We start from the raw sequence: 20,907 nt of genomic DNA on the forward strand, positions 1-20,907 counted from the left end.
GTCTCATCATGACGCGCGGAGAACGGACGGCCAGGCGGCGTCGAGCTCCCCGCTCATACACCAGCCAATGGCTTCAGCTGCTGATTGTCGTGCGTACTGACGATCCTAACCGTCTCACTGTCGGATCTGTTCCCGTGGGGTCACACCGCGGGAGTCACACCGCATCGTCCGACGTGAGGGTGACGCGGAACCAGTTCAGTGTCCACGCGCAGCCGGCCCGGTGCACACGACATGCGCACCGGGCCGGCGAGGTGCAGGGTGGCGCAGCCGCAGCGCTCAGGCGCCTTCGCGCAGGGAGGTGGCTGCCGGACCGGGCTTCACCCGTGTCGCAGTGGTCTCGATGATCTGGGAGTCGAGGAGCTCCTGCCACCAGCTCGCCAGTTCCGGCACCTCAGCCATGGACATGGCGTAGACGGTGGAGTCTCCGGGCTCGTTCTGCACGCGCCGGTTCACACCCTTGGCGTTGATCCCCAGCAGTGCCGCCACCGGCTCGATGTCCGCACGGCGCAGCCCGCCGGAGCGCGCGATGGGCTGCCCGGCACCCATCCATTCCAAGAGCGCGAGGACGGCCTCACCCTGAGCGGCAGGAGCCTCAGCGGCTGCGGGAGCTGCATGTCCGGAATCGGACTCCCCGCCCGGGACCGCTTCCGTCCCTGAGGCGACAGGCACCTCGGGGGACGCGTTCGCCTGCGCCTCCACGGCCTCGGGCACAGGTTCTGCCGCAGCCGCCGGTGCCGTGCTGACCCGGCCTGCGCTCTCCTGCGGCCGAACGGTCTCCGGCCGCAGCTCTGGATCAGATGCCGGAGCTGCGAGGGAATCCGCACGCACAGGCTCCGGGGCGGAGAAGACCTCTCTGAGGCTCGTGACGCCCGGAGCCTCGCGGAGCAGCAGCTCCTGGCCCAGCGCCGCAGCGTCAGCGCCGGTGCGCTTCGCGGCGGCGAGGAAGAATCCGGTGACGGCGAGCGCGCTGCCCTCCAGGACCGCGGTGCCGGCGTAGCGCAGGATGAGGCTGCCGAGCGAGTCACGCGCACGGCCCTTGCGGGCGATGGCGAGCACGTCGACGGCCGCGTTGCGCGAGCGCCGATCCCAGCCGGTCTTCTTGGGCACCTTGGGCACCGGGATGAGCATGGATGCGGGAGTGAGCTCCGCGTCTGCGTGCCAGGTGTCGATGAGCTCCAGCGCCGTGCCGATCACCTGCGCCACAGAGGGCAGCGCCGGGGTGGGATCCGGTTCCACGGCGCGCAGGAGCGCCTGGGCGACGGGCAGCTGACCGGCAATCACCGCCTCGGCGATCTCACCCAGCAGGGCGATGCTCTGCAGGCGGCGCTCCCCCTCCGCGGAGAAGAGGAGGTCGTTGCGTCTGCGGGTGGCGCGGGCGAGTGCGGCGTCGAGCCGGTCCGGGTCGATGCTGGAGGGATCGTCGAGGTCGATCCCCTCCTCCTCGAGGAACGGTGTGAGCTCTTCCAGGCTCTCCTGCGAGAGCTCCGGGTTGTGTTCGACGCCCGGAGCGATCTCCGGGCCGGTTGCGGGGATACCGAAAGCACTGGACATTCTCGCGAGTCTAGCCAAGCGGGCGGCCGACCACGTGGAGTTCGAGGCGTGGACAGCGGGCCGTGCGGTTGAGATGCGTCACGCCCGGCATGTCTCACGCCGTGCGCACGGGCACTCGCCGCCTGCTGCCGGATACGATTGCCCGCATGTCTATTCATCCCATAGTCGTGTACGGCGAGCCCGTCCTCCACCGCCGGGCCGAGCGCGTGACGGAGTTCGACGACGAGCTCCGCACCCTCGTCGCAGACATGTACGAGACCCTCGCGGTGTCGAACGGAGTGGGCCTGGCAGCACCGCAGATCGGCGTGGGCAAGCAGATCTTCGTCTACGACGCGGACGACGAGGACGCGCGCGTCCGCCGTCGCGGAGTCTTCATCAACCCCGTCCTGGTGGGATCCAAGGTGCCCGAGGGCCGCCCCGACCCGGAGACGGAGTCCGAGGGCTGCCTCTCCGTGCCCGCCTTGGACTTCCCGCTCAAACGCAGCCAGAAGGTGACGATCACGGGCGTGGACGAGAACGGGGAGACCGTCTCCCTGGCCGTGACCGGCTGGTTCGCCCGGATCATGCAGCACGAGTACGACCATCTGCAGGGCACGCTCTACGTGGACCGTCTGCAGGACAAGTGGAAGCGGCGCTGGAAGCGTGCGCAGAAGGCGGAGGGCTACGACGTGCCCGGACAGTCGTGGATGCCGGGAGTGGACCCGGACCCCTTCGGACACGACCTGGATACCGCGGAGGACTGAGGGCGAATCGTCCCGATCCCGGCTACGCTTCCTGTCAAGCACTGCCCATGCGCAGAAGGGCGTGCACTCCGGCCCGGACACGGGCCGCATCGAGAGGAACCGCAGCATGGACCCCCACAAGGCAAAGGCGCCGCAGAAGCCCACTCCTGCCTTCATAGGCGCCTCATGGGCAGCTCTGCTGCTGGGAATGGGAGCCTTTCTGATCGGGCTCTGGAACGCGGAGATGGAGCTCAACGAGAAGGGCTACTACTTCACCGTTCTCATGTTCGGTCTCTTCGCCGCAGTCTCCCTCCAGAAGACCGTGCGCGACCGGGCCGACGACATCCCCGTCACCAATCTCTACTACGGGCTGGCATGGTTCTCCGTCGTTCTCACGCTGACTCTGCTGGCAGTGGGTCTGTGGAACGCCGGCAGCCTGTCCCTCAGCGAGAAGGGCTTCTACGCCATGGCGTTCGCGCTGAGCATCTTCGCGGCGATCGCGGTGCAGAAGAACGTGCGGGACCTCGCACAGTTCAAGCCGGATGAGGACGAGGAGCCTCCTGCGGAACCCCCGCTGGAACCTCCGTACAACCCATACGCGGGCAACTACTGACGGTTGCCGACCGCGCGGCTTCAGCTCAGCCCACGGCCAGGTGCTACCCATCTCGCCCGACTATCGTGAGCACATGCGCGCACTCATCTCCCTGATCCTCAACATCATCTGGCTGCTCACCGCGGGCTGGTCGCTGTTCCTCGGCTACGTCGTCGCGGGTGTCCTCGCCTGCATCTTCATCGTCACGATCCCCTTCGGCGTCGCCTCGTTCCGGATCGCCGGATTCGTGCTGTGGCCCTTCGGACGTGAGGTCGTGGAGTCACGCACGCCCGGTGCGATGGGCGCGCTCGGCAATGTCATCTGGTTCGTCATCGCCGGCTGGTGGCTGGCCCTCGGCCACGTCGTCACGGCGGTGGCGCAGGCGGTGACGATCATCGGCCTGCCGCTGGCCTGGGCGAACCTCAAGCTCATTCCGGTGACCTGCTTCCCCTTCGGCAAGGAGGTCGTCTCCTCCGCCGATTCCCGCTCCCGGATGGTGCCGACGGCGCGGGCGTGAGAGCGGAAGGCCCGGCTGAAGGGGCTCCGCGCGAATGCGACTGAAGGGCCCCGGAATCTCACCGATTCCGGGGCCCTTCTCCCTGAGCGGATGACGGGGATCGAACCCGCGACCTTCAGCTTGGGAAGCTGACGCTCTGCCAATTGAGCTACATCCGCACGCGCTCTCACGCGAACATGCATGAGCATACTCCGTCGCCTCGCTGAACGCACATCCGGTGAACCGCGCGCAGCGGATGTGCCCGCACTCGCCTCAGCGAAATGAGCGGGCACATCCGCTCAGCCTGTCACGAGCTCCCAGAGCCCGCCGGGTTCTGCTGCGAGCGCGGCTTCCGTCACCTGCCGGTCCCACGATGCCAGCGAGCCGTATTCGGAACGCCAGGTGAGGGCCGCGCGCGTGCTCAGATGGAGAGGATGCTCCAGCGTCGTGCCGATCGCCCCGTGCACCTGATGCGCACTGCGGACCACCGCCGAGGCCGCATGGCCGACGCATGACCGTGCGGCCGCCACCAGGAAGCCCAAGTTCTCACTGCTCCATTCCGTGGCCACCGCTTCCAGCAGTGCCGACTCCGTGGCTGCACGTGCCAGGGCGCATTCTGCCGCCATGTCTGCCAGGTGCGCCTGCACGCCCTGGAACTTCGCCAGCGGCCTGCCGAACTGCGTGCGTGCCCCTGCGTGCCCCACCGAGAGGTCGAGCGCCGTGTCCAGTGCCGCACACACCTGGACGGCACGCACCAGTGCACTGCGCAAACGGAGCTGCTCCACGACGTCCGCAGAGATCTCCGTACCGACGAGCGCACTCAGGTCTGCCGCAATCGCATCGCGCGGCTCCCCGGCGGCGTTGCGTCCCGGCGTGATCACCACGGAAGCTGCGGCCACCTCAGCGACCAAATGCCGCCCGCGGTCCTCCCACACCAGCAGGATGCTGTCCGCAGCACTGGCCCACGGCACGTGCGCGGCACGACCGGAGCCGTCGAGGACTGCCACAGTGCGCACCGCATTGCCGGACGCTCCTGCTCCAGTCGTCGAGGAGTCGACCGTTCCCGAAGCATCGTCCGGATGTGCGTCTGCCGCCGTCAGTCCCGCAACCTCACGCAGCCACTCGGCAAGGAGGTCGTTCTCCGCCAACGGAACCCTCACGCCATGACGAGCAGCCGCGCTCAGGAGCTCTGCGGCCTCGGCCCAGCCCGCGCCGCTCCCTCCGGCCTCTTCTGCGGCAGTGAGCCGTGTGAGGCCCAGTTCTTCCAGCTGCGCCCACAGCGCCACGTCGAGGCCGGCCTCGGGCGCAGCGGAATGAGGCACGGTGGCTCCAGCCGAGGCTGTCTGCCGGTTCTCCGCGTACCGCGCAAACACCGACTCGAACAGATCCACGAGATCGGGATCTGCCTCCAGCCCAGCCGCCTGCAGGCTCAATGATCCTCCGTCTCCGATACCGCCCCCGCGTGAACCGAGGTTCTCCGCCTTCGTTCCGTCCGTCTCCGGCATGCCCGTCTCCGCCCTCTTCGTCTCCGTCCTGCTGCTTCTCATCACCGCAGCCCCAGGCCCCGTGCGATCACACCACGCAGCACCTCGTTCGTCCCCCCGCGGAGAGTGAAACCGGGACGCTGGTCAACGGCACGCTGCACCTGAGCGGCGAACTCCGCGGACACCGCGGTGTCATCCCCGATGAGGGAATCGGCGAGCTCGGCGATGTCGCCCTCGGCGGTGGTGCCGACGGTCTTCACCAGCGCGGCCGAGACGTCGGCGGGTTCGCGCCGCTCCAATGCGCCGGCGACCGCCGAGGACATCTTCCGCAGGCCCACCGTGCGCGCCACTGCCCGGCCGATGTCCGGCGAGGCGAGCGCGTTCCCGTCACGCGCCTCGTCCACCAGTCCGGACAGCAGCGGGAACGTCGACAGCAGTCGCTCCGGGCCGCTCCGCTCGAACCCCAGCTCCGAGGTGACCTGCATCCAACCGTCTCCCGGCTCCCCCAGAACCATGTCATCCGGGACGAAGACGTCTTCGAGGAAGACCTCGTTGAAATGGTGCGAACCGTTCATCGACACGATGGGGCGCACATCCACACCGGACTGGTCGAAATCGATGATGAACTGACTCAGTCCTGCGTGCCGATGTGCCGTGTCCAGCGGAGCGCTGCGGACGAGGACGATGAATGCGTCCGCACGGTGCGCACCCGAGGTCCACACCTTGCTGCCGCTGACCGACCAGCCGCCCTCCACCCGGACCGCACGAGTCCTCACGCTCGCGAGATCGGACCCTGACTCGGGTTCGCTCATCCCGATGGCGAAATAGACCTCGCCGCGCGCAATCCCGGGCAGGTACTTCTGCTTCTGCTTCTCATTGCCGAAGCGAAGGATCGACTGAGCGCTCTGTCTGTCTGCGATCCAGTGCGCGGCGACCGGTGCACCTGCCGCCAGCAGCTCCTCCGTGACCACGAAGCGCTCCTCGAAGCTGCGACCGTGGCCGCCGTACTGCTGCGGCAGTGTCATACCCAGCCAACCACGCGCCCCCAGTGCTCTGGAGAAGTCCTCGTCCCAGGCCGTCAGCCAGCTGTCAGCGGTGGGGGTGAAAGCGCCTGTCGCGCGCTGCTCTGCGAGGAACTCCCGCACTTCGTCGCGAAGCCGCCGCAGCGCAGGCGCCTCTGCCCTGACACGCGGCAACAGGCGAGTGGCAGCGCTCATGTGGTCTTCCACTTCGCGACGCGCGCATGGTGCTCCGGATCCATGTGCGCCAGCGGCTGCATGGCCGCCGCCATGGAGAGCACCGTGTCCAGCGAGGCGGTGCGGGACTCGTTGAGCAGACGCTTGGCCATGCGCAGCGGGTGCGGCGGGTTCTTCGCCACTCGGTCGGCCAGTGCATGGGCAGCCGTGAGCAGATCCTCGGGGGCCACCACCTGGCTCACCATCCCCCACTCCAGCGCGGTCGCGGCATCCACGCGATCACCCGTGAAGGTCATCTCCGCCGCACGCGCATGCCCCACGACCTGCCGAAGGAACCATGAGCCGCCGTCTCCGGGAATGAGACCCACCTGGACGAAGCTCTCCGCGAAGGAGGCCTTCTCCGAGGCGATGCGCATATCGCACATCATGGCAAGATCACAGCCCGCACCCACGGCCGCGCCGTTGACGGCCGCGATGATCGGCACCTCCAAGCGCGTCGCTGCTCGCGGCAGTCGCTGGATGGTCGTCTGGTACGCCTGCCGCTGCACCTGCGGATCCTCCCCGAAGATGCCCTCACCGTCCGCCATCTCCTTGACGTTTCCGCCGGCGGTGAAGATCTTCCCCGCTCCGGTGAGGATGACCGCCCTCACCTCGGTGTCCGCGTTGGCCTCGTCCACGGCACGCTCGAACCTGTCTGCGAAATCGCTGCCAGTGATCGCGTTGCCGGATTCCGGCCGGTTGATCGTCCAGATCTCCACGGCTCCGAGCCGGGAGACGTCCAGGGGAGAGTCCATGTCAGGCGTCCTTCCTCAGGTGGAGCGGGCTTCGTCACCCGCACGGCGTCACCATCGGCTATCCTAGCGATTCATTATCAGGGATTGTCAACAATCCTCACTCCTCCGGAGGCGTCAGCCCAGACGACTCGGCACAATGACGAGTGCACAGACGGGATCGGCAGAAACGGGACAGAGCATGAGCAGAATGCGGACGCGGCCCCCCAAGACCGCGGTACTGGTGGCGCAGCGGATCGTCGCGGACATCAGCCGTGAGCACAAGGCGCCCGGCGACCGCCTCCCGCCTGAGCACCAGATGCTGGCCGACTACGGCGTGGGCCGCGGCACCCTGCGCGAATCGCTGCGCATCCTGGAGATCCAAGGCGTCCTCACCCTCAAGCCCGGCCCCGGCGGTGGCCCCATCATCCGCAGGCCGGACAGCTCCAGCCTGGAGACGACCCTCACCCTGCTGCTCCAGTTCGAGCAGGCACCCTATCGCGCCATCGCGGAATCACGTCTCGGGATCGAACCGCTGCTGGCACAGCTGGCCGCCACGCGCATGTCACCGGAGCTGCTGGCGGAGCTCACGGACAGCGTTACCGTGATGCGCGAGGGGATCGACGACCAGAGCGTGTTCCTCGAGACCAACAAGCAGTTCCACTCGCTCGTGGCCGCAGGGTCCGGCAACGCGCTCCTCAACTCCACCATCGAGGCACTGCTCAATCTGCTCGACGGCAGTGCAATAGGCGTCGACTACCCGGAGAAGCGTCGCATTGCGGTGGTCGAGGCTCACCAGGCGATCCTCGACGCCCTCACAGCGCAGGACCCCTTGGAAGCGGAAGCCTCGATGCGCCGGCACATCGATGAGTACTTCCACTACCTCACCCAGACGCACCCAGAGGCACTGGAGCGCCCCATCGTCTGGCAGGATTTCTGAGGGGATCACTCTGTATCGAGAACCGCAGGCGTCTCAAGCAGGCTTCTCCTCTCATGCCGACCCTGCACTCTACGATGGTGGACATGAGCGATGACGACGCCCGGCAGGAGACGCCCGAGGACGCACCTGCGGGCACCGCGGAGGACACGCCGGAGGACCCCTGGGCACAGGTGAAGCCCTGGCAGGGGAAGGCGAAGCGACTGGACAAGGCGCTGCTCTTCATCGTCCTGGGGGTGCCGATCATCTATCTGGCCCTCATGCCGCTGCGTCCCTGGATGCTCGTGAATGCCCCGGTGCTGCAGGAATTCATCAACGGGGCCAAGACTTCGATCGTGGCGGCCGCCGCCTACGCCCGGGTGGGGGAGATCCCACTGTGGCTGGTGGTGTTCGCCGGCTTCGTCGGCATGGCGAAGCTGGACTGGGTCTTCTGGCTGGCGGGCAGACGCTGGGGCGACGGGGTGCTCAACCTCTTCGCGTCCAATGAGCGCCAGAGGCGCCGGATCGAGCAGCTCAAGCGCATCCCCGACTGGGCTCTGTTCCTCATGACGCTCGTCTCCCGCTGCCCGGGGATCCCCGGCACGCTCGTCTGGCTGGTGGCCGGGTGGAGCCGCATGCGGCTCTGGCTGTTCCTCACGGCAGATCTGCTGGGCGCACTGCTCTTCACACTCATCTGGACGACGCTGGGCTACCAGCTGGGCGAGGCCGCCGTGGAAGTGCTGGGCATCATCGACAAGTACACCCTGTGGGTGACGCTGGGCTTCATCGTGCTCCTGTTCGCCTGGACGTTCTGGCGGGAGTCACGGAAGCAGCAGGCCGGCCGGCAGACCGCCGCCGAGGCCGGCTCCGGGAACGAGTCCGAAGCCTGAGCCCGGCCCACCTCACGACGGACGAGCCTCTCACGCCGCACCGGCCCTGCCCCTGGGTGAGTCTCCTGCTAGAGTTTGCGAACAGCATTCACAAAGGAGATCCATGCAGGTCCTGCTCCTGGCACCCGGCTCACGGGGAGACGTCGCGCCGGCGGCGCGGATCGGTGCGGATCTCAGCGCTGAGGGGCATTCCGTCACCATCGTCGCCCACGCCGACTTCGCGGATGCCGTCTCCGACGCAGGCTGCCGGCACGCAGCGTTCCAGGAACCGATGGAGCCGGCAGTGCTGCCCACGAACGCCGCGGCAGGCGTGCGCACGCATCTGGCACAGCTGCGCCGATACATGCAGGCCGGCGCGGAGGCCGCGCTGGGCGCCTCTGCCGGCGCCGAGGTCGTGCTGACCAATCCGATCGCGCCCTACGGCCACGACATCGCAGAGGCACTCGGAGCGCCCTCGGCCGAGACGCACCTGCAGCCCGCCCCTCCCAGCCGTGAGTACCCGCCGATGACGGCCTCGGCGCTCCGGCTGGGCGGCCTGGGCAACCTGCTCGCGGGCAGACTCGCGGGGAGGATGCCGGCCCCCTACGATCCGGCGGTGGACTGGGTCCGCTCCGAGCTTGGCCTGCCACGGGAGCCCCGGCGGACGGCTCAGCGGCGCCGCCTCCGCGCCGGCATGCCCCTCCACCACGGGATCAGCGAGGTTCTCCTCCCCCGCCCGCGGGACTGGCCTGCGCAGGCGACGATGGACGGCTGCTGGTGGCCTCTCGTGCCCCGCGACTGGGCACCGCCGCAGGAGCTGAGCCGATTCCTCGAGGCGGGGCCCGCCCCGGTTCTCGTGACGCTGGGCAGCGTGGCCGTGGGCGCGCAGGCCGCCCAGGCGATCGCGGCGGCCGTCTCGCGGGAGCCGCAGCGCTTCGTGCTCCAGGGCTCGGGCTGGGACCGTCTCCTGGGGTCCGACCTCCTGCGAACCGAGGAGGACCGCGTCTGCGTCGCCGGCGATGTGCCGCACGAGTGGCTCCTGCCGCGGGTGAGCGCAGTCGTGCATCAGGCGGGTGCCGGGGTGACGGCCGCGTCCCTTCGCGCCGGAGTGCCCTCGGTACCCGTGCCCCTGCACACGGACCAGCATTTCTGGGCCCGCAGGCTGATCACCCTGGGCGCAGCCGGCGAGACTCTGCGCGCGCGGTCCATGAGTCCGGATGTCGTCGTCCGTGCACTTGCGCACCTGCGGAGCGATGCCTCCTTCCGCCTCAGGGCGGAGGCGGGCGCCCGCCTGCTCGAGAATGCGGAGCGGGCAGCGGCAGCGCAGACCTCCAGCGGTCAGGCCCCCGGCACCGCCCGGATCAGGGAGTGGGTGCACGGGCTCGATGGCTGAACCGGCGAGCAGACGGACGGGCCGCCCACCCCGCCTGGACCGTGCGCGGATCGTGGAAGCCGCGGTGAGGCTGGCCGATGAGGCGGGGCTGCCCAGCGTGACCATGCGACAGGTCGCCGATCGTGTGGAGTGCGCTCCCGCGGCGCTCTACCGCCACTTCCGCCGGCGCGACACACTGCTGGAGGCGATGGTCGACCACGCGCTCGGCGAGGTGAGGCGCCGGCCGCTCACCGCCTCCCCGGAAGCGGACCTGCTGACCTTCGTGAGGGAGCTCCTCGCTGTCCATGCCTCACACCCGTGGCTGTCCCTCGCACCGGGGCAGCGGGTGCCCGGACCGCAGACGCGGGCCGCCGTCGACCACGTGCTCGCCGTCATGAGACCGCACCCCGGCGGAGAGAGGAACGGGGAAGCGGCGATGGCCGTGCTGTTCTCCCTGGTGACGAGTGCCGCCCGGTGGCGCCGTGAGTCCGAGGCACGTGCGGAGGAACCGGACGGCGCAGTGGAACTCACCGACACGGCGACCGCACGGGTCGTCGTCGCCGCCGTCGCCGGCGTCCTGGCAATGTGAGGGCAGGCCTGAGCAGCCGGCTCCCGCGTCCGTGCCACACCCCCGCACCGTGTGCCCGCGAGCGCGCCCTCAGCCGGCGAGCGCGCTCCAGAGGTCTGAGCCGGTCACCTGCGCCTCTGCGAGGCAGGCGAGGACCACGTAGAGCCCCACGAGCGAACCCAGCACCCATTCCCGTGCGGAACCGGTGTTGCCCAGCACCGGGACGGAGAACAGGCCGGATCGGCGCCAGATGCGCCGGATGCCGGGAATCCCGGTAACCCACCGCGGCGGCCTGACGACGAGGGGCCACAGCAGCGGCACTCCCCCTGTCGTGAGCATGTCACCCAGGATGTGGATGGCGCAGCCCAGCCCCACGGACAGCGGAAGCACCCACCCGGCAGTGGGGAATGCGAGCGCCAGGTAGACGCCTGCGGCCAGCGCCAGTGCCCATGGCCAGATGCGGCCCAGGCGTGAGATCTTCAGCGCGTCGAAGGCGAAGGCGGCGAGGACGACGCCGAGGATGCCCGCCCCCAGTGCCACCTCCATGCCTCCCACCGGCACCACGATTCTGCCGACTGCCCAGGTGAGGGCCACGAAGACCGCAATCCCCACGAGCGAGTGCGTGCCTCGCCGGTGCCCTCCGGAGAGGCGCGAGATCACCCGGCACAGCACCTCGCTGAGTCCGGGGAACGGGCCGAATCCCGGCAGGGAGTTGGCGATGGAGCCGTTGTGGTGATCTGCATCCGGCAGCAGCGCGGCACCGGCGGTCATGAGCGTGACCGCGGCGACCTCGGAGATCGAGATCCCCGGCAGGAGGCCGAGTGCCAGGGCAGAGCTCCCGGCGACGGCGATTCCGGCGGCAGCGCCGGTGGAGGCGTGGTGTGCACCCATCATGGTGGTGGCGTGTCCTTCTGGTCTGTGAGACAGGGAAGAGAGAAGGACGTCAGGCTATCCGGAGGCACGGACGCGGCAGCGAGGGTCCGAGCCGACTGTTCCTCTGCACGTGAGGCAGGCACGGCCTGTTCGGCCGCCGTCCGGACTACTGCTCCCGGATCCGCTCCACCGCGGAGTAGGCATTGAACGTCCTGCCCCGGTTGAAGCCCACTACCGTGAGCCCCAGCTGCTGCCCGAGGTCCACCGCCAGAGAGGACGGTGCGCTCACGGCGGAGAGCACCGGCACGCCGGCCATCGCCGCCTTCTGCACCAGCTCGAAGCTCGCGCGGCCGGAGACCTGCAGCACCGTGTCCCCCAGGGGCAGGCGGTCCTCCCCCAGCGCCCATCCGAGCACCTTGTCCACGGCGTTGTGCCGTCCGACGTCCTCACGCAGGCACAGCAGCTCGCTCTCCTGTGCCTCCGCACCGGGGCGGTCGCTCACCCGGAAGAGCCCGGCCGCGTGCACTCCCCCGGTCGCGTCGAACAGCGCCTGCTCCGCGCGCAGCGCATCCGGCAGCCCCAGCAGCGTCGCCGGGGTCACGAGGGGACGGGGGCGGGCCAGCGGATACCGCGAGACCTTCTGCACCGCCTCGATGGACGCGGTGCCGCAGATCCCGCACGCGCTCGAGGTGTAGACCTGCCTCTGCCGGTAGCTCGCCGGATCCCAGGTCCCGGGTTCCAGCAACACGCTCGCCACGTTGAGGTTGCGGCTGCCGTCGGGGTTGAGGCCGGAGGAGAAGTCGATCTCCCTCACCTGGTCCCGGTGGGTGATGACGCCCTCCGTGAGCAGGAATCCCATCACCAGCTCCACGTCGCTGCCCGGTGTGCGCATCGTGACGGTGAACTGCTCCCCGTCCAGACGGACCTCCAACGGCTCCTCGCCGGCCAGCTTGTCCGCGCGGGAGCGCACCAGCCCGTCCGCGTCGAAGCGGTGCGCCCGCGTCCGCACCGTCAGCCGTGTCGCCATTCCCCGCCTCCTGGTGTCTCCTGCTCACTGGTCTGCTGTCTGCCGGTCTGCTTCTCCGCCGGACCGCGCCCGTCGCCGATCCGCCGCTCCCACGCCTCATATCCGCCCAGCACGTCGACGGCCTCGGCCCCCGCCCGGCGCAGGGCATGGGCGGCCCGCGCCGAACGCGCCCCAGAGGCACAGAACACGTAGACGGTCCCCGCACCACCCCCGAGGCCGTCCAGCACTCTCAGCGGATCCTCCTCGATCTCCTCCACCGGCACGTGCACGGAACCCGGCACGGTGCCGGCAGCGCGCTCGGCCGCTGTGCGGACGTCGAGCACGGAAAGCAGGGAGCCCCTGTCCTCCGATGCGCCGGCCCGGGCGAGCGCACCAGCCTGCCCCAGCACGTCCGCCAGCTCCTCCACCGTGACCGTGGGAGGGAGCCCCGCGCCCACCTCGGCGGCGGTGGAGGGGCGCTTCACCTGCGGGTGCGCCTGCACCGGCACCTGGTCCCACTCCGCGGTGAGCATGTCGTAGATCGCGACCCGCCCCACCAGGGGCGAGCTCAGGCCCAGGGCGAGCTTGAGCGCCTCCGCCGCCATCGCCACACCCAGGATCCCGGGCACCACGGGGAGCACGCCGGCCTGCGCGCAGGAGGGCACGCTGCCCGGCGCGGGCATGACCGGGAAGAGGTCGCGGTAGACGGGACCGCGCGCCGCATCGAAGACGCTCAGCTGTCCGCCGGAGGCCATGACGGAGGCCCACACGTGGGGGATGCCGAGGACGGCGGCCGCGTCGGAGACGAGATAGCGGGTGGCGAAGTCGTCGGAGCCGTCGAGCACCATGTCCCAGCCCCGCAGCAGGTCCACGGCATTGCCCGCAGTGAGACGGGTGGTGAGGCATTCGACGGTGACGTCCGGGTTGAGGGCCTGCAGCGTCCGCCGCGCCGATTCCGTCTTGGGCTCGCCCACCGCCGCCGTCGTGTGGACGATCTGCCTGTGCAGGTTGCTGAGGTCCACGACGTCGTCGTCGACGATCCCCAGCGTGCCCACACCGGCACCGGCCAAGTACAGAGCGGCAGGCGCACCCAGCCCGCCGGCGCCGATGAACAGCACACGCGCCCGGCTCAACCGATGCTGGCCCTCAGCTCCCACGCCGGGCACACGCATCTGCCGGTCATAGCGCCCGGTGCCTGTATCCGGAGAAGTCACCGGATCCCCGACCACTCGTGGCTGCCGTCGGCATAGAACTGCTGCTTCCAGATGGGCACGGACTCCTTGATCGCATCCACGAGGTCCGAGGCCGCTGCGAAGGCCTCGGCCCGGTGCGCACTGGCACAGGCCGCCACCAGCGCCGCATCCCCGATCTCCAGCCGCCCGATCCGGTGCGCCGCCCAGATCCGCACTCCGGGATGAGCACGCGCGATCTCCTCAGCCGTGCGGGCAAGAGCGTCCTGCGCATCCGGGTGCGCCGTGTAGTCCAGGCCCGTCACCCCGGACCGGCCGGAGTCGTGGTCGCGGATGAGACCCGTGAACACGACCGAGGCACCGGTGGCGCGGGTGACGACCGCGGCCTCGGCGGCGGTCGCGGAGAGCACACGGGTGGTGACCTCGGCATGGACGACCTCGCCGGGCACCGCGCCGGGAGGGTCCTGGGTGGGAGCGGCGTCCAGGGCGTGAGCCGCGTCCCGGGTGAGGGACAGGCCGGAGGCGCCTGCAGGCTGCCGGCGCGCGTCCGGATGGTCGCGCAGGTCCTCGATCTGGGCCTGTACGTGGTGGATGAGTGTGTCCAGGACGGTGATCCCGTCCTTCACCCCGCCGCGGGAGCCGGGCAGATTCACCACGAAGGTCCGGTCGCGGACGCCGGCCACGCCCCGGCTCATGACGGCGTAGTCGAGCTTCTTGAGGCCGTACTCCCAGATGGCGTGCATGATGCCCGGCACCTCGTAGTCCAGCCGGGCGGAGGTGAGCTGCGGGGTCGCGTCATCCGGATTGAGGCCGGTGCCGCCGCTCGTGACGATGATGCGAGGGCGCTCGTCCCACGGCAGCTCGGTGAGCTGGTGGTCCAGCGCCCTGCCCACGGGTGCGCCGTCGGGGACGACGAGCGGATCGGGGCAGTCGTAGCCGAGGCCCCGGAGCCAGCGCACGGCGACCGGACCGGCGGTGTCCTCCGCCTCCCCCGCCGCGCAGCTGGTCGAGGCGACGATGACGACCGCACGCCTGCCTCTGCCGAAGTCCGGGTCCCGCTTGGGCGGGTGTGCCCCGGGCGTGTAGACCTGCGCGTGCGGCGGGCGGTGCTCCTCGCTCATACCCGCACCCAGTCTCCGCTGGCGCCGCCGGACTTGGAGCGCACACCGGTCTCCGCGATGACCGCGCCCCGGTCCAGGGCCTTGACCATGTCGTAGAGGGTGAGTGCGGCGACCGAGGCCGCCGTGAGCGCCTCCATCTCCACGCCCGTCACACCGGTGGTCTTCACCAGCGTCTCGACGAGGATGGACGACGGAGCGCCGCTCTCCTTGGAACCGCCCACCGGGCGGGCCTCCTGGTCGCCCTCGGTGCCCGTTCCGCAGTCCGTTTCAGAACCCGCCTCCGGACCCGCTGCAGCGCCTGGGCCCGCATCCGCCTCCGGCCGGATGTCCACGGTCACTGTGCTGACGGGCAGAGGATGGCACAGCGGGATGAGCTCCGAGGTCCTCTTCGCCGCCATGATGCCGGCGATCCGGGCGACGGACACGGCGTCCCCCTTGGGAAGCGAGCCGTCGAAGACCTGTGCCACGACCTCGGGCGTGGTCTGCAGGCGCGAATAGGCACGGGCGACGCGGGCGGTGACCGCCTTCTCACTCACATCGACCATGTGCGCGGAGCCGTCCTCCCGCACGTGGGTGAGGCCGCCGTGCAGGCGTGCGTCGCTGTGTCCTGAAGTGCTCACTCTTCCGCCTTACATCCGTGTGTGCTGCGCGGTGTCAGCGCCTGCGCACGGCGGTCACCGCGCACGGCTGCCGCGCCTCCCGCCATGGTAGTGGGCGCGGAGCCGGCGCGGCACGGGCACCGGAGTCGGCCTCGGGCGCGGCCCGGACGTCAGCCTCCTGCCGCCGCAGCCCGGCAGGGAACCGGGCCGGCTGTCAGTCTCCCAGCGTCGCCGTCGAGGCGCGCCGCACCTGACGCGCCGTCAGCAGCAGGCCCACGATGGAGAGCAGCCCGCCCAGCGCCACATAGGCGGAGATCGCCGTACTGGAGTCGAACCGGCCCAGCAGGGCGGTGGCGATGGTGGGAGAGAGCCCGCCGCCCAGCACGGCACCCAGGTTGTAGGACAGGGCGACGCCGGAGTAGCGGTACTCCGGCCGGAAGAGGCTCACGTAGTAGGCGGCCATGGGACCGAACACGAAGCTGAGCCCGATGTAGGCGAAGATCATCGCCACGTAGAGCAGGACCGGCACAGCGGTGTCGAAGAGCCAGAAGAAGGGGAACGCCCAGAGCATCTGGAACGCCGCGCCTGCGACCATCACACGGATCAGGCCGCACCTGTCCGCCAGCCAGCCGGCGACGAACACGGCGATGAGCATGCCCACGGAACCGGTGAGGCTGGAGAGCAGCAGGGTGTTGCGGTCCATGCCCAGGGCCTGCGTGCCGTAGGAGGTGGAGAACGAGTTGACGATGAAGATGAAGGTGTTGAAGCCCATGTTCACCAGCACCCCGCCGAGCACGAGCGGCAGCGCGGTGGAGAGTACACCCACCAGCGGGATCCTCGCGACGTTCGCGCTCTTGGCCATCTGGGCGAAGACGGGGCTCTCGGAGATGCCCAGGCGCACGTAGATGCCGATCGCGATGAGGATCGCGGAGGCGAGGAACGGGATCCGCCAGCCCCATTCGACGAACTGGTCACCGGTGAGGACCGCGACGAGGTTGAAGAAGCCGATCCCGAGGATGCTGCCGATGGGTGAGCCGGAGGTGACGAAGGAGCCGTAGAAGGCCTTGCGCCCGGCAGGTGCGTGCTCCGTGACCATGAGGAAGGCCCCGGACTGCTCGCCGCCCATGAAGAATCCCTGGGCGATCCGCATCGAGACGAGCAGGATGGGAGCGAGGATGCCCACGGTGTCGTAGGTGGGCAGGAGGCCGATCGCCACCGTGGCCGCGCCGGTCGCCACCAGGGAGATCACCAGCATGGTCTTGCGGGAGAAGCGATCACCGAAGTGGCCGAATGCGATGCCGCCCAGCGGCCGGGCGAGGAAGCCCGCGCCGAAGGTCATGAACGACAGGAGGGTGCCCACCAGCGGGTCGGACTCCGGGAAGAACAGCTGCGGGAACACCAGGCCGGCGGCGAGGCCGAAGATGAGGAAGTCGTAGAGCTCCACGCCCGTGCCGATCGCGCTGGCACCTGCGATCTTGCGCATCTCACGGGGCGAAGTGGTGTGAGCGGACGCGGGATCGTGCGTGTCCGTCGCTGTCGAGGAACTCATGGGCTCTCCCCTGTTCGGTGCGCGCTGCGGGGTGTGCAGGGGCGCCGTCCTGCACGGCGCCGCGTCATTCTCCCGGATCGGCCGCGACCGGCTGCAGTGCGTTCTCATGGCGAGATGGGCACCCCGGTAGCATCCGGGGCATGAACGCTCCAGGCTCCGCCATCGTCCTGGCCGGTGGACGCTCCTCCCGGCTGGGCGGGGTGCCCAAGGCCCTGCTCTTCACCGGGCAGCGGGTGCCTCTGGTGCGGCGGGTGGTGGACGCCGTGCTGGAGAGGGGCACCGCGCCCGAGGCCGTGGTCGTCGTGGGCCCGGAGGAGCTCGCCTCCCAGCTCCCCCGGTCCGTGCGTCTGGTGCAGGAGCGGCCGCGCTTCTCAGGACCGGCGGCGGCGATCGCGGCAGGCGCGAGGGCCTTGCGCGAGGCTGGACCCGTCGGCACGCGTGCGGAGCCCCACACCGTCGCCCATGCGGGTCCTCCCGCGTGGACACTCCTCCTCTCCTGTGACCTCGCCGACCCTGCCGCGGCCCTCGCCGCACTGCTGCGCGAAGGGTTGCCGGGCTCCCCTGCACCCGAGGCTGCGCCGAGTGGACGAGACCTGCACGGGCAGCCGCGTGAGGCCGGACAGTCGCGCAGAGCCGGCGAGAACGGAGCCGGTGGGAATGCTCAGACCACCCCGGGCGACGGGCCCCGCGACATGCTCGTCGCCTTCACGGACCGCCCGCAGCCGCTGGTGAGCGCCGTGCGGACCGCAGCTCTCCATGCGGTCACCGCAGGACCTGCGGACGCCTTTGCGGATGCCCCGGTCCGTGCGCTGACCCAGCGACTGCGGATGACCACGGTCGACGTGCCCGAGGCCGCCATCCGCGACGTCGACACCTGGGACGACGTCCAGCGCGAGGGTCTGCTCACGCGCGATGCCGCAGGCCGGTTCGTTCCCGCCGTCCGGCCACCGGCTCCCCCTCCGGAGCACCCGCAGGCCCCTCGCACCCTTTGACGCAGCTGCCATGCGCACACGGGCACACACGGTCGAAGACTGCGAACGGTCGAGGCCTCGCGGCTGTGGAAACACCGCTCTGCGCCCATCTGCGGCCGCCCCCTTCTACCATGAGACACATATTCCGCTTTCTGCCGTCGAGATGTAATGTGCATTACATCTCCTTGTTCTCCGCCCCAGCAGTCCGCGGGAACCGTCGATGCCGGATGAGGCGCCGATGGACCTCACCCGCCACCGTGGCTGCGGAAAGACCGGTCCGATGGCAGACTCGCCCTCCACCCCTCCCGCCGCGGCCGCGCAGTCGTCCCCCTCCGCGCAGACGTCCCCCGCCTCCCGCGGCAGGCTCCGCACGCCGGAGGTCGCCGCGATCTCCGTGGGCTTCATGGGTCCCGTCATGGCGATGAGCCTCAACGGGATCGGCGTTGCGGACCTCACCGGCACGTCCGTGCCCTTCACCTTTCTCGTCTCCTTCCTCGGCACGATGTTCGTGGCCTACGCCTTCATCCGGCTCACCGGCTTCGTCACCCATGCGGGCTCCGTCTACGCGCTCTCCGGCACCACCATGGGACCTCGGGCGGGATTCTTCGGAGGGTTCGCGCTCCTGGGCACCTACCTCTTCTTCGCCGCGTGCATCGCCGGTGCCTGTGCGGTGTTCTTCCAGGCGATGGCGGCGGAGCTGGGCCTCCCGTTCGCCGACTCCCTCTGGGTCCTCATCCCCCTCGTCGTCGCGGTGTTCGTCCTGTGGCTCAACCTGCGCGAGTCCACGGTGACGGCGCGGACGCTGCTGGCGATCGGGCTGGTGGGCGTGCTCGCGATGGTGGTCCTGGGCGTGGTCATCATCGTCCGCGTCGCCTCGGGCTCCGCCCCGGTGTCCACGGGAGTCGACCTCTCCACCCTGCTCCCGGGCGACGCGCCGGTCTCCGCGATCATGACGGCCTCCGTGTTCGGCTTCCTCTCCTGGGCGGGATTCGAATCGGGCACCTCCCTCTCCGAGGACGCGCGTGAGCCCAAGCGGACCATCCCCCGCGCACTCCTGGGCGCGGTGGTCCTCGCCGGGATCCTCTACACGTTCGTCATGTTCGCCCAGACCATCGGCTTCGGCACGGACGAGGCCGGCGTCGCGGCCTTCGCCGGCGCCTCCTCCACGCTCACTGCGCTCTCGTCCACGTACATCGGCTCGTGGTTCGCGGTGCTCATCTCCGTCATCGCCTTCCTCGTGGCGTTCGCCTCGCTGCTGTCCTCCACCGCGGCGGCATCGCGACTGCTCTTCGCGCTCGCCCGCGACGGGTTCGGGCCCAAGGCCTTCGCGCGCACCCACCCCCGCACGGGCGTCCCGGGACCCGCCGTTCTCTTCGTCGTCGTCACCACCGTCGTGCTCGCCTGCGGCACCGGCGTGCTGGGGGCCACATCCGTGGACGTCTACTACTGGTATGCGACCATCGCCACGCTCTGCATGGTGGTGGCGTACGGGATGACGTCCGTGGGGGTGATCCGATTCGTGCTCAACTCCGGCCGCCGCATCCCGTACTGGGAGCTCGTCTTCCCCGTGCTCGGTCTCGTCTACCTCGTGTTCGTGTACGTGGTGCAGGTGATCGGCCAGGAGGCGCCCTACACCTGGTTCCCGTGGATGGCCGGGGCATGGTGCCTCATCGGCCTCGTCATCGTCCTCGCCCGCCCGGCGCTGGCGGAGCGCATCGGCGCCCGCCTCACGCAGGAGGAGCTGGAATGACGAGCCGCAACGCCCTGACCGGTGCCGGATTCCCCCACCCGGATCTGTACACACGCGATTCCGCCGCCGTCGCCTGCTCGGAGCATCTGCGGTTCTTCCCGCTCGAGGTCGACCGCGCCGCAGGCGCGACGATGACGGCTCCGTCCGGGCGAGAACTCATCGACCTCTCCGCGGGATGGGGTGCCGCGGTGCTGGGATACGCACACCCCGCTGTCACCGAGGCCGTCTCCCGCACCGTGAGACGCATGCCCGGGGTGGGCGTGCTGTCCTCGACCAACCCGCTCAGCGTCGAACTCGCCGAACGCCTCCTCGCCGATGTCCCCGGCAGGGATGCCGAACGTGCGGTGCACCTGGGCCTGGCCGGCTCCGACGCGAACTCCGCGGCGCTGCGGGCGATCCGCGCGTGGGCGGGACCGGAGCGACCCGGCATCCTCGTGTTCGAGAACTCCTACCACGGCGGGCTGGGCCCGGCGCAGCACGTCTCCGGGTTCGCGGCGGCCGGCGGGGTTCCGCTCGGTCCCGGAGTGGAACAGGTCCCGTACGGCGACGCGAATGCCGCCGAGGCCGCGCTGGAGTCCCGGCGCTTCGCGGCGATCGTGGTGGAGCCGATCATGGCCGACGGCGGCCTCGTCATCCCCGCACCGGATTTCCTCCCGAGGCTGCGCGAGGCCTGCGACCGCACCGGCACCCTGCTCATGGTCGACGAGGTCAAGGTCGGTATGGGACGAACCGGATCCCTGCTGGCCAGCAGCTTCGACGGCGTGGCCGCAGACGTTGTCACCCTGGGCAAGGGCCTGGGCGGCGGTATGCCCCTCTCCGCCGCGCTCGCACCCCGCGCGGTCTGGGACTCGGCACCCGGAGCCTCACTGCTGACGACAGCGGGCAACCCGGTCTGCGCAGCAGCGGGTCTGGCAGTGCTCGGGGCGATCGAGGAGGATGGGCTCCTCGCGCACGCCGCCGCTCTGGGCACCGTGTTGGAAACCGCGCTGACGGAGCTCCGGGAGCGCCACCCGCTCATCGCAGACGTCCGCAGCCGCGGACTGCTCGCAGGGATAGAGCTTCGTTCGTCCGCCGCAGAGGGAGGGCGTCCCGCCGGCCGGGAGACCGCCGGCGCACTGCGCCGCGCGTTCGAGCTGGGTGCCGTCGCCTACCCCGTGGGTCCGGACTCGAATGTCATCGAGCTGACCCCCGCCCTGGTCATCACGGAGAGGCAGCTTCGGGACGGTCTCGATGTCCTCGACGCCGCGCTGACGGACGTGGAGGCCGGAGAGGTCGACTGCGACGCGGCGGCCGCGTTCGGCGGGTGGTGAGA

General features: G+C 70.0%; 20 protein-coding genes and 1 tRNA gene. 10 read left to right on the plus strand and 11 right to left on the minus strand.

Annotated elements, in window-relative coordinates:
* Nucleotides 1-276: 276 nt before the first annotated feature.
* The gene (locus ABD240_RS14400; protein WP_291798919.1) at nt 277-1,551 is read right to left on the minus strand and encodes a hypothetical protein; all 1,275 of its coding nucleotides are present in this window, start codon (nt 1,549-1,551) and stop codon (nt 277-279) included.
* A gap of 146 nt (nt 1,552-1,697) precedes the next feature.
* On the opposite strand from ABD240_RS14400, the gene def reads away from it, so the two are divergent.
* The 3 genes from def (at nt 1,698) to ABD240_RS14415 (ending at nt 3,382) form a co-directional block, all read left to right on the plus strand.
* A complete protein-coding gene (gene def / locus ABD240_RS14405; protein WP_344338006.1) occupies nt 1,698-2,294 on the plus strand; it encodes a peptide deformylase in 597 nt (198 codons plus the stop codon).
* A 106-nt stretch (nt 2,295-2,400) separates the two neighbouring features.
* Entirely contained in the window at nt 2,401-2,886 is a 486-nt protein-coding gene (yiaA, locus tag ABD240_RS14410; protein ID WP_291798923.1) for an inner membrane protein YiaA, read from the plus strand.
* 73 nt (nt 2,887-2,959) lie between these two features.
* Complete coding sequence (locus ABD240_RS14415) at nt 2,960-3,382, plus strand: YccF domain-containing protein (RefSeq protein WP_291798926.1); 423 nt, start codon at nt 2,960-2,962, stop codon at nt 3,380-3,382.
* An 85-nt stretch (nt 3,383-3,467) separates the two neighbouring features.
* Here the strand turns inward: ABD240_RS14415 and ABD240_RS14420 are convergent.
* From ABD240_RS14420 to ABD240_RS14435, 4 genes are all read right to left on the minus strand, one after another.
* Nucleotides 3,468-3,540: transfer RNA gene (locus ABD240_RS14420), tRNA-Gly, on the minus strand.
* Nucleotides 3,541-3,660: 120 nt separating this feature from the next.
* Nucleotides 3,661-4,908 (minus strand): acyl-CoA dehydrogenase family protein, encoded by a 1,248-nt coding sequence (locus ABD240_RS14425; RefSeq protein WP_344338007.1) that lies wholly within the window; start codon nt 4,906-4,908, stop codon nt 3,661-3,663.
* Nucleotides 4,908-6,062, minus strand: a complete 1,155-nt coding sequence (locus ABD240_RS14430; protein WP_291798931.1) for an acyl-CoA dehydrogenase family protein — start codon at nt 6,060-6,062, stop codon at nt 4,908-4,910. The genes ABD240_RS14425 and ABD240_RS14430 overlap by 1 nt, the downstream gene beginning before the upstream one ends.
* Nucleotides 6,059-6,835, minus strand: a complete 777-nt coding sequence (locus ABD240_RS14435) for a crotonase/enoyl-CoA hydratase family protein (RefSeq protein WP_291798934.1) — start codon at nt 6,833-6,835, stop codon at nt 6,059-6,061. The genes ABD240_RS14430 and ABD240_RS14435 overlap by 4 nt, the downstream gene beginning before the upstream one ends.
* Before the next feature lie 187 nt (nt 6,836-7,022).
* Between ABD240_RS14435 and ABD240_RS14440 the strand changes: the two genes are divergently transcribed.
* The 4 genes from ABD240_RS14440 to ABD240_RS14455 all read left to right on the plus strand — a co-directional run bounded on the left by ABD240_RS14440 (nt 7,023) and on the right by ABD240_RS14455 (nt 10,557).
* Nucleotides 7,023-7,751, plus strand: a complete 729-nt coding sequence (locus ABD240_RS14440) for a FadR/GntR family transcriptional regulator (protein WP_344338009.1) — start codon at nt 7,023-7,025, stop codon at nt 7,749-7,751.
* Nucleotides 7,752-7,834: 83 nt separating this feature from the next.
* Entirely contained in the window at nt 7,835-8,617 is a 783-nt protein-coding gene (locus ABD240_RS14445) for a DedA family protein (protein WP_344338011.1), read from the plus strand.
* 103 nt (nt 8,618-8,720) lie between these two features.
* Nucleotides 8,721-9,989, plus strand: a complete 1,269-nt coding sequence (locus ABD240_RS14450; protein ID WP_344338013.1) for a glycosyltransferase — start codon at nt 8,721-8,723, stop codon at nt 9,987-9,989.
* Nucleotides 9,982-10,557 (plus strand): TetR/AcrR family transcriptional regulator, encoded by a 576-nt coding sequence (locus ABD240_RS14455; protein ID WP_344338015.1) that lies wholly within the window; start codon nt 9,982-9,984, stop codon nt 10,555-10,557. The genes ABD240_RS14450 and ABD240_RS14455 overlap by 8 nt, the downstream gene beginning before the upstream one ends.
* Before the next feature lie 69 nt (nt 10,558-10,626).
* Here the strand turns inward: ABD240_RS14455 and ABD240_RS14460 are convergent, their stop codons facing one another.
* From ABD240_RS14460 to ABD240_RS14485, 6 genes are all read right to left on the minus strand, one after another.
* The gene (locus ABD240_RS14460; protein ID WP_291795994.1) at nt 10,627-11,430 is read right to left on the minus strand and encodes a metal-dependent hydrolase; all 804 of its coding nucleotides are present in this window, start codon (nt 11,428-11,430) and stop codon (nt 10,627-10,629) included.
* A gap of 145 nt (nt 11,431-11,575) precedes the next feature.
* Nucleotides 11,576-12,436, minus strand: a complete 861-nt coding sequence (gene fdhD, locus ABD240_RS14465) for a formate dehydrogenase accessory sulfurtransferase FdhD (RefSeq protein ID WP_291795991.1) — start codon at nt 12,434-12,436, stop codon at nt 11,576-11,578.
* The gene (locus ABD240_RS14470; protein ID WP_425547034.1) at nt 12,421-13,587 is read right to left on the minus strand and encodes a ThiF family adenylyltransferase; all 1,167 of its coding nucleotides are present in this window, start codon (nt 13,585-13,587) and stop codon (nt 12,421-12,423) included. Before ABD240_RS14470 ends, fdhD begins: the two co-directional genes overlap by 16 nt.
* A 38-nt stretch (nt 13,588-13,625) precedes the next feature.
* Nucleotides 13,626-14,726, minus strand: coding sequence for a molybdenum cofactor biosynthesis protein MoaE (locus ABD240_RS14475; protein WP_291795984.1), 1,101 nt, complete (start codon nt 14,724-14,726; stop codon nt 13,626-13,628).
* Nucleotides 14,723-15,346: a cyclic pyranopterin monophosphate synthase MoaC gene (moaC, locus tag ABD240_RS14480; protein ID WP_344338020.1), complete on the minus strand. Its 624-nt coding sequence runs from the start codon at nt 15,344-15,346 to the stop codon at nt 14,723-14,725. Before moaC ends, ABD240_RS14475 begins: the two co-directional genes overlap by 4 nt.
* Before the next feature lie 193 nt (nt 15,347-15,539).
* Entirely contained in the window at nt 15,540-16,874 is a 1,335-nt protein-coding gene (locus tag ABD240_RS14485) for an MFS transporter (protein ID WP_291795981.1), read from the minus strand.
* A 140-nt stretch (nt 16,875-17,014) separates the two neighbouring features.
* On the opposite strand from ABD240_RS14485, the gene mobA reads away from it, so the two are divergent.
* From mobA to ABD240_RS14500, 3 genes are all read left to right on the plus strand, one after another.
* Nucleotides 17,015-17,866, plus strand: coding sequence for a molybdenum cofactor guanylyltransferase (gene mobA, locus ABD240_RS14490; RefSeq protein ID WP_344338021.1), 852 nt, complete (start codon nt 17,015-17,017; stop codon nt 17,864-17,866).
* Between the two features lie 259 nt (nt 17,867-18,125).
* Entirely contained in the window at nt 18,126-19,595 is a 1,470-nt protein-coding gene (locus ABD240_RS14495) for an APC family permease (protein ID WP_344338022.1), read from the plus strand.
* Nucleotides 19,592-20,905 (plus strand): aspartate aminotransferase family protein, encoded by a 1,314-nt coding sequence (locus ABD240_RS14500; RefSeq protein WP_344338023.1) that lies wholly within the window; start codon nt 19,592-19,594, stop codon nt 20,903-20,905. The genes ABD240_RS14495 and ABD240_RS14500 overlap by 4 nt, the downstream gene beginning before the upstream one ends.
* The last annotated feature ends 2 nt before the right edge of the window (nt 20,906-20,907 follow it).

It is taken from the genome of Brevibacterium salitolerans (genome assembly GCF_039531405.1).
GTDB classification, from domain to species: Bacteria; Actinomycetota; Actinomycetes; order Actinomycetales; family Brevibacteriaceae; genus Brevibacterium; species Brevibacterium salitolerans.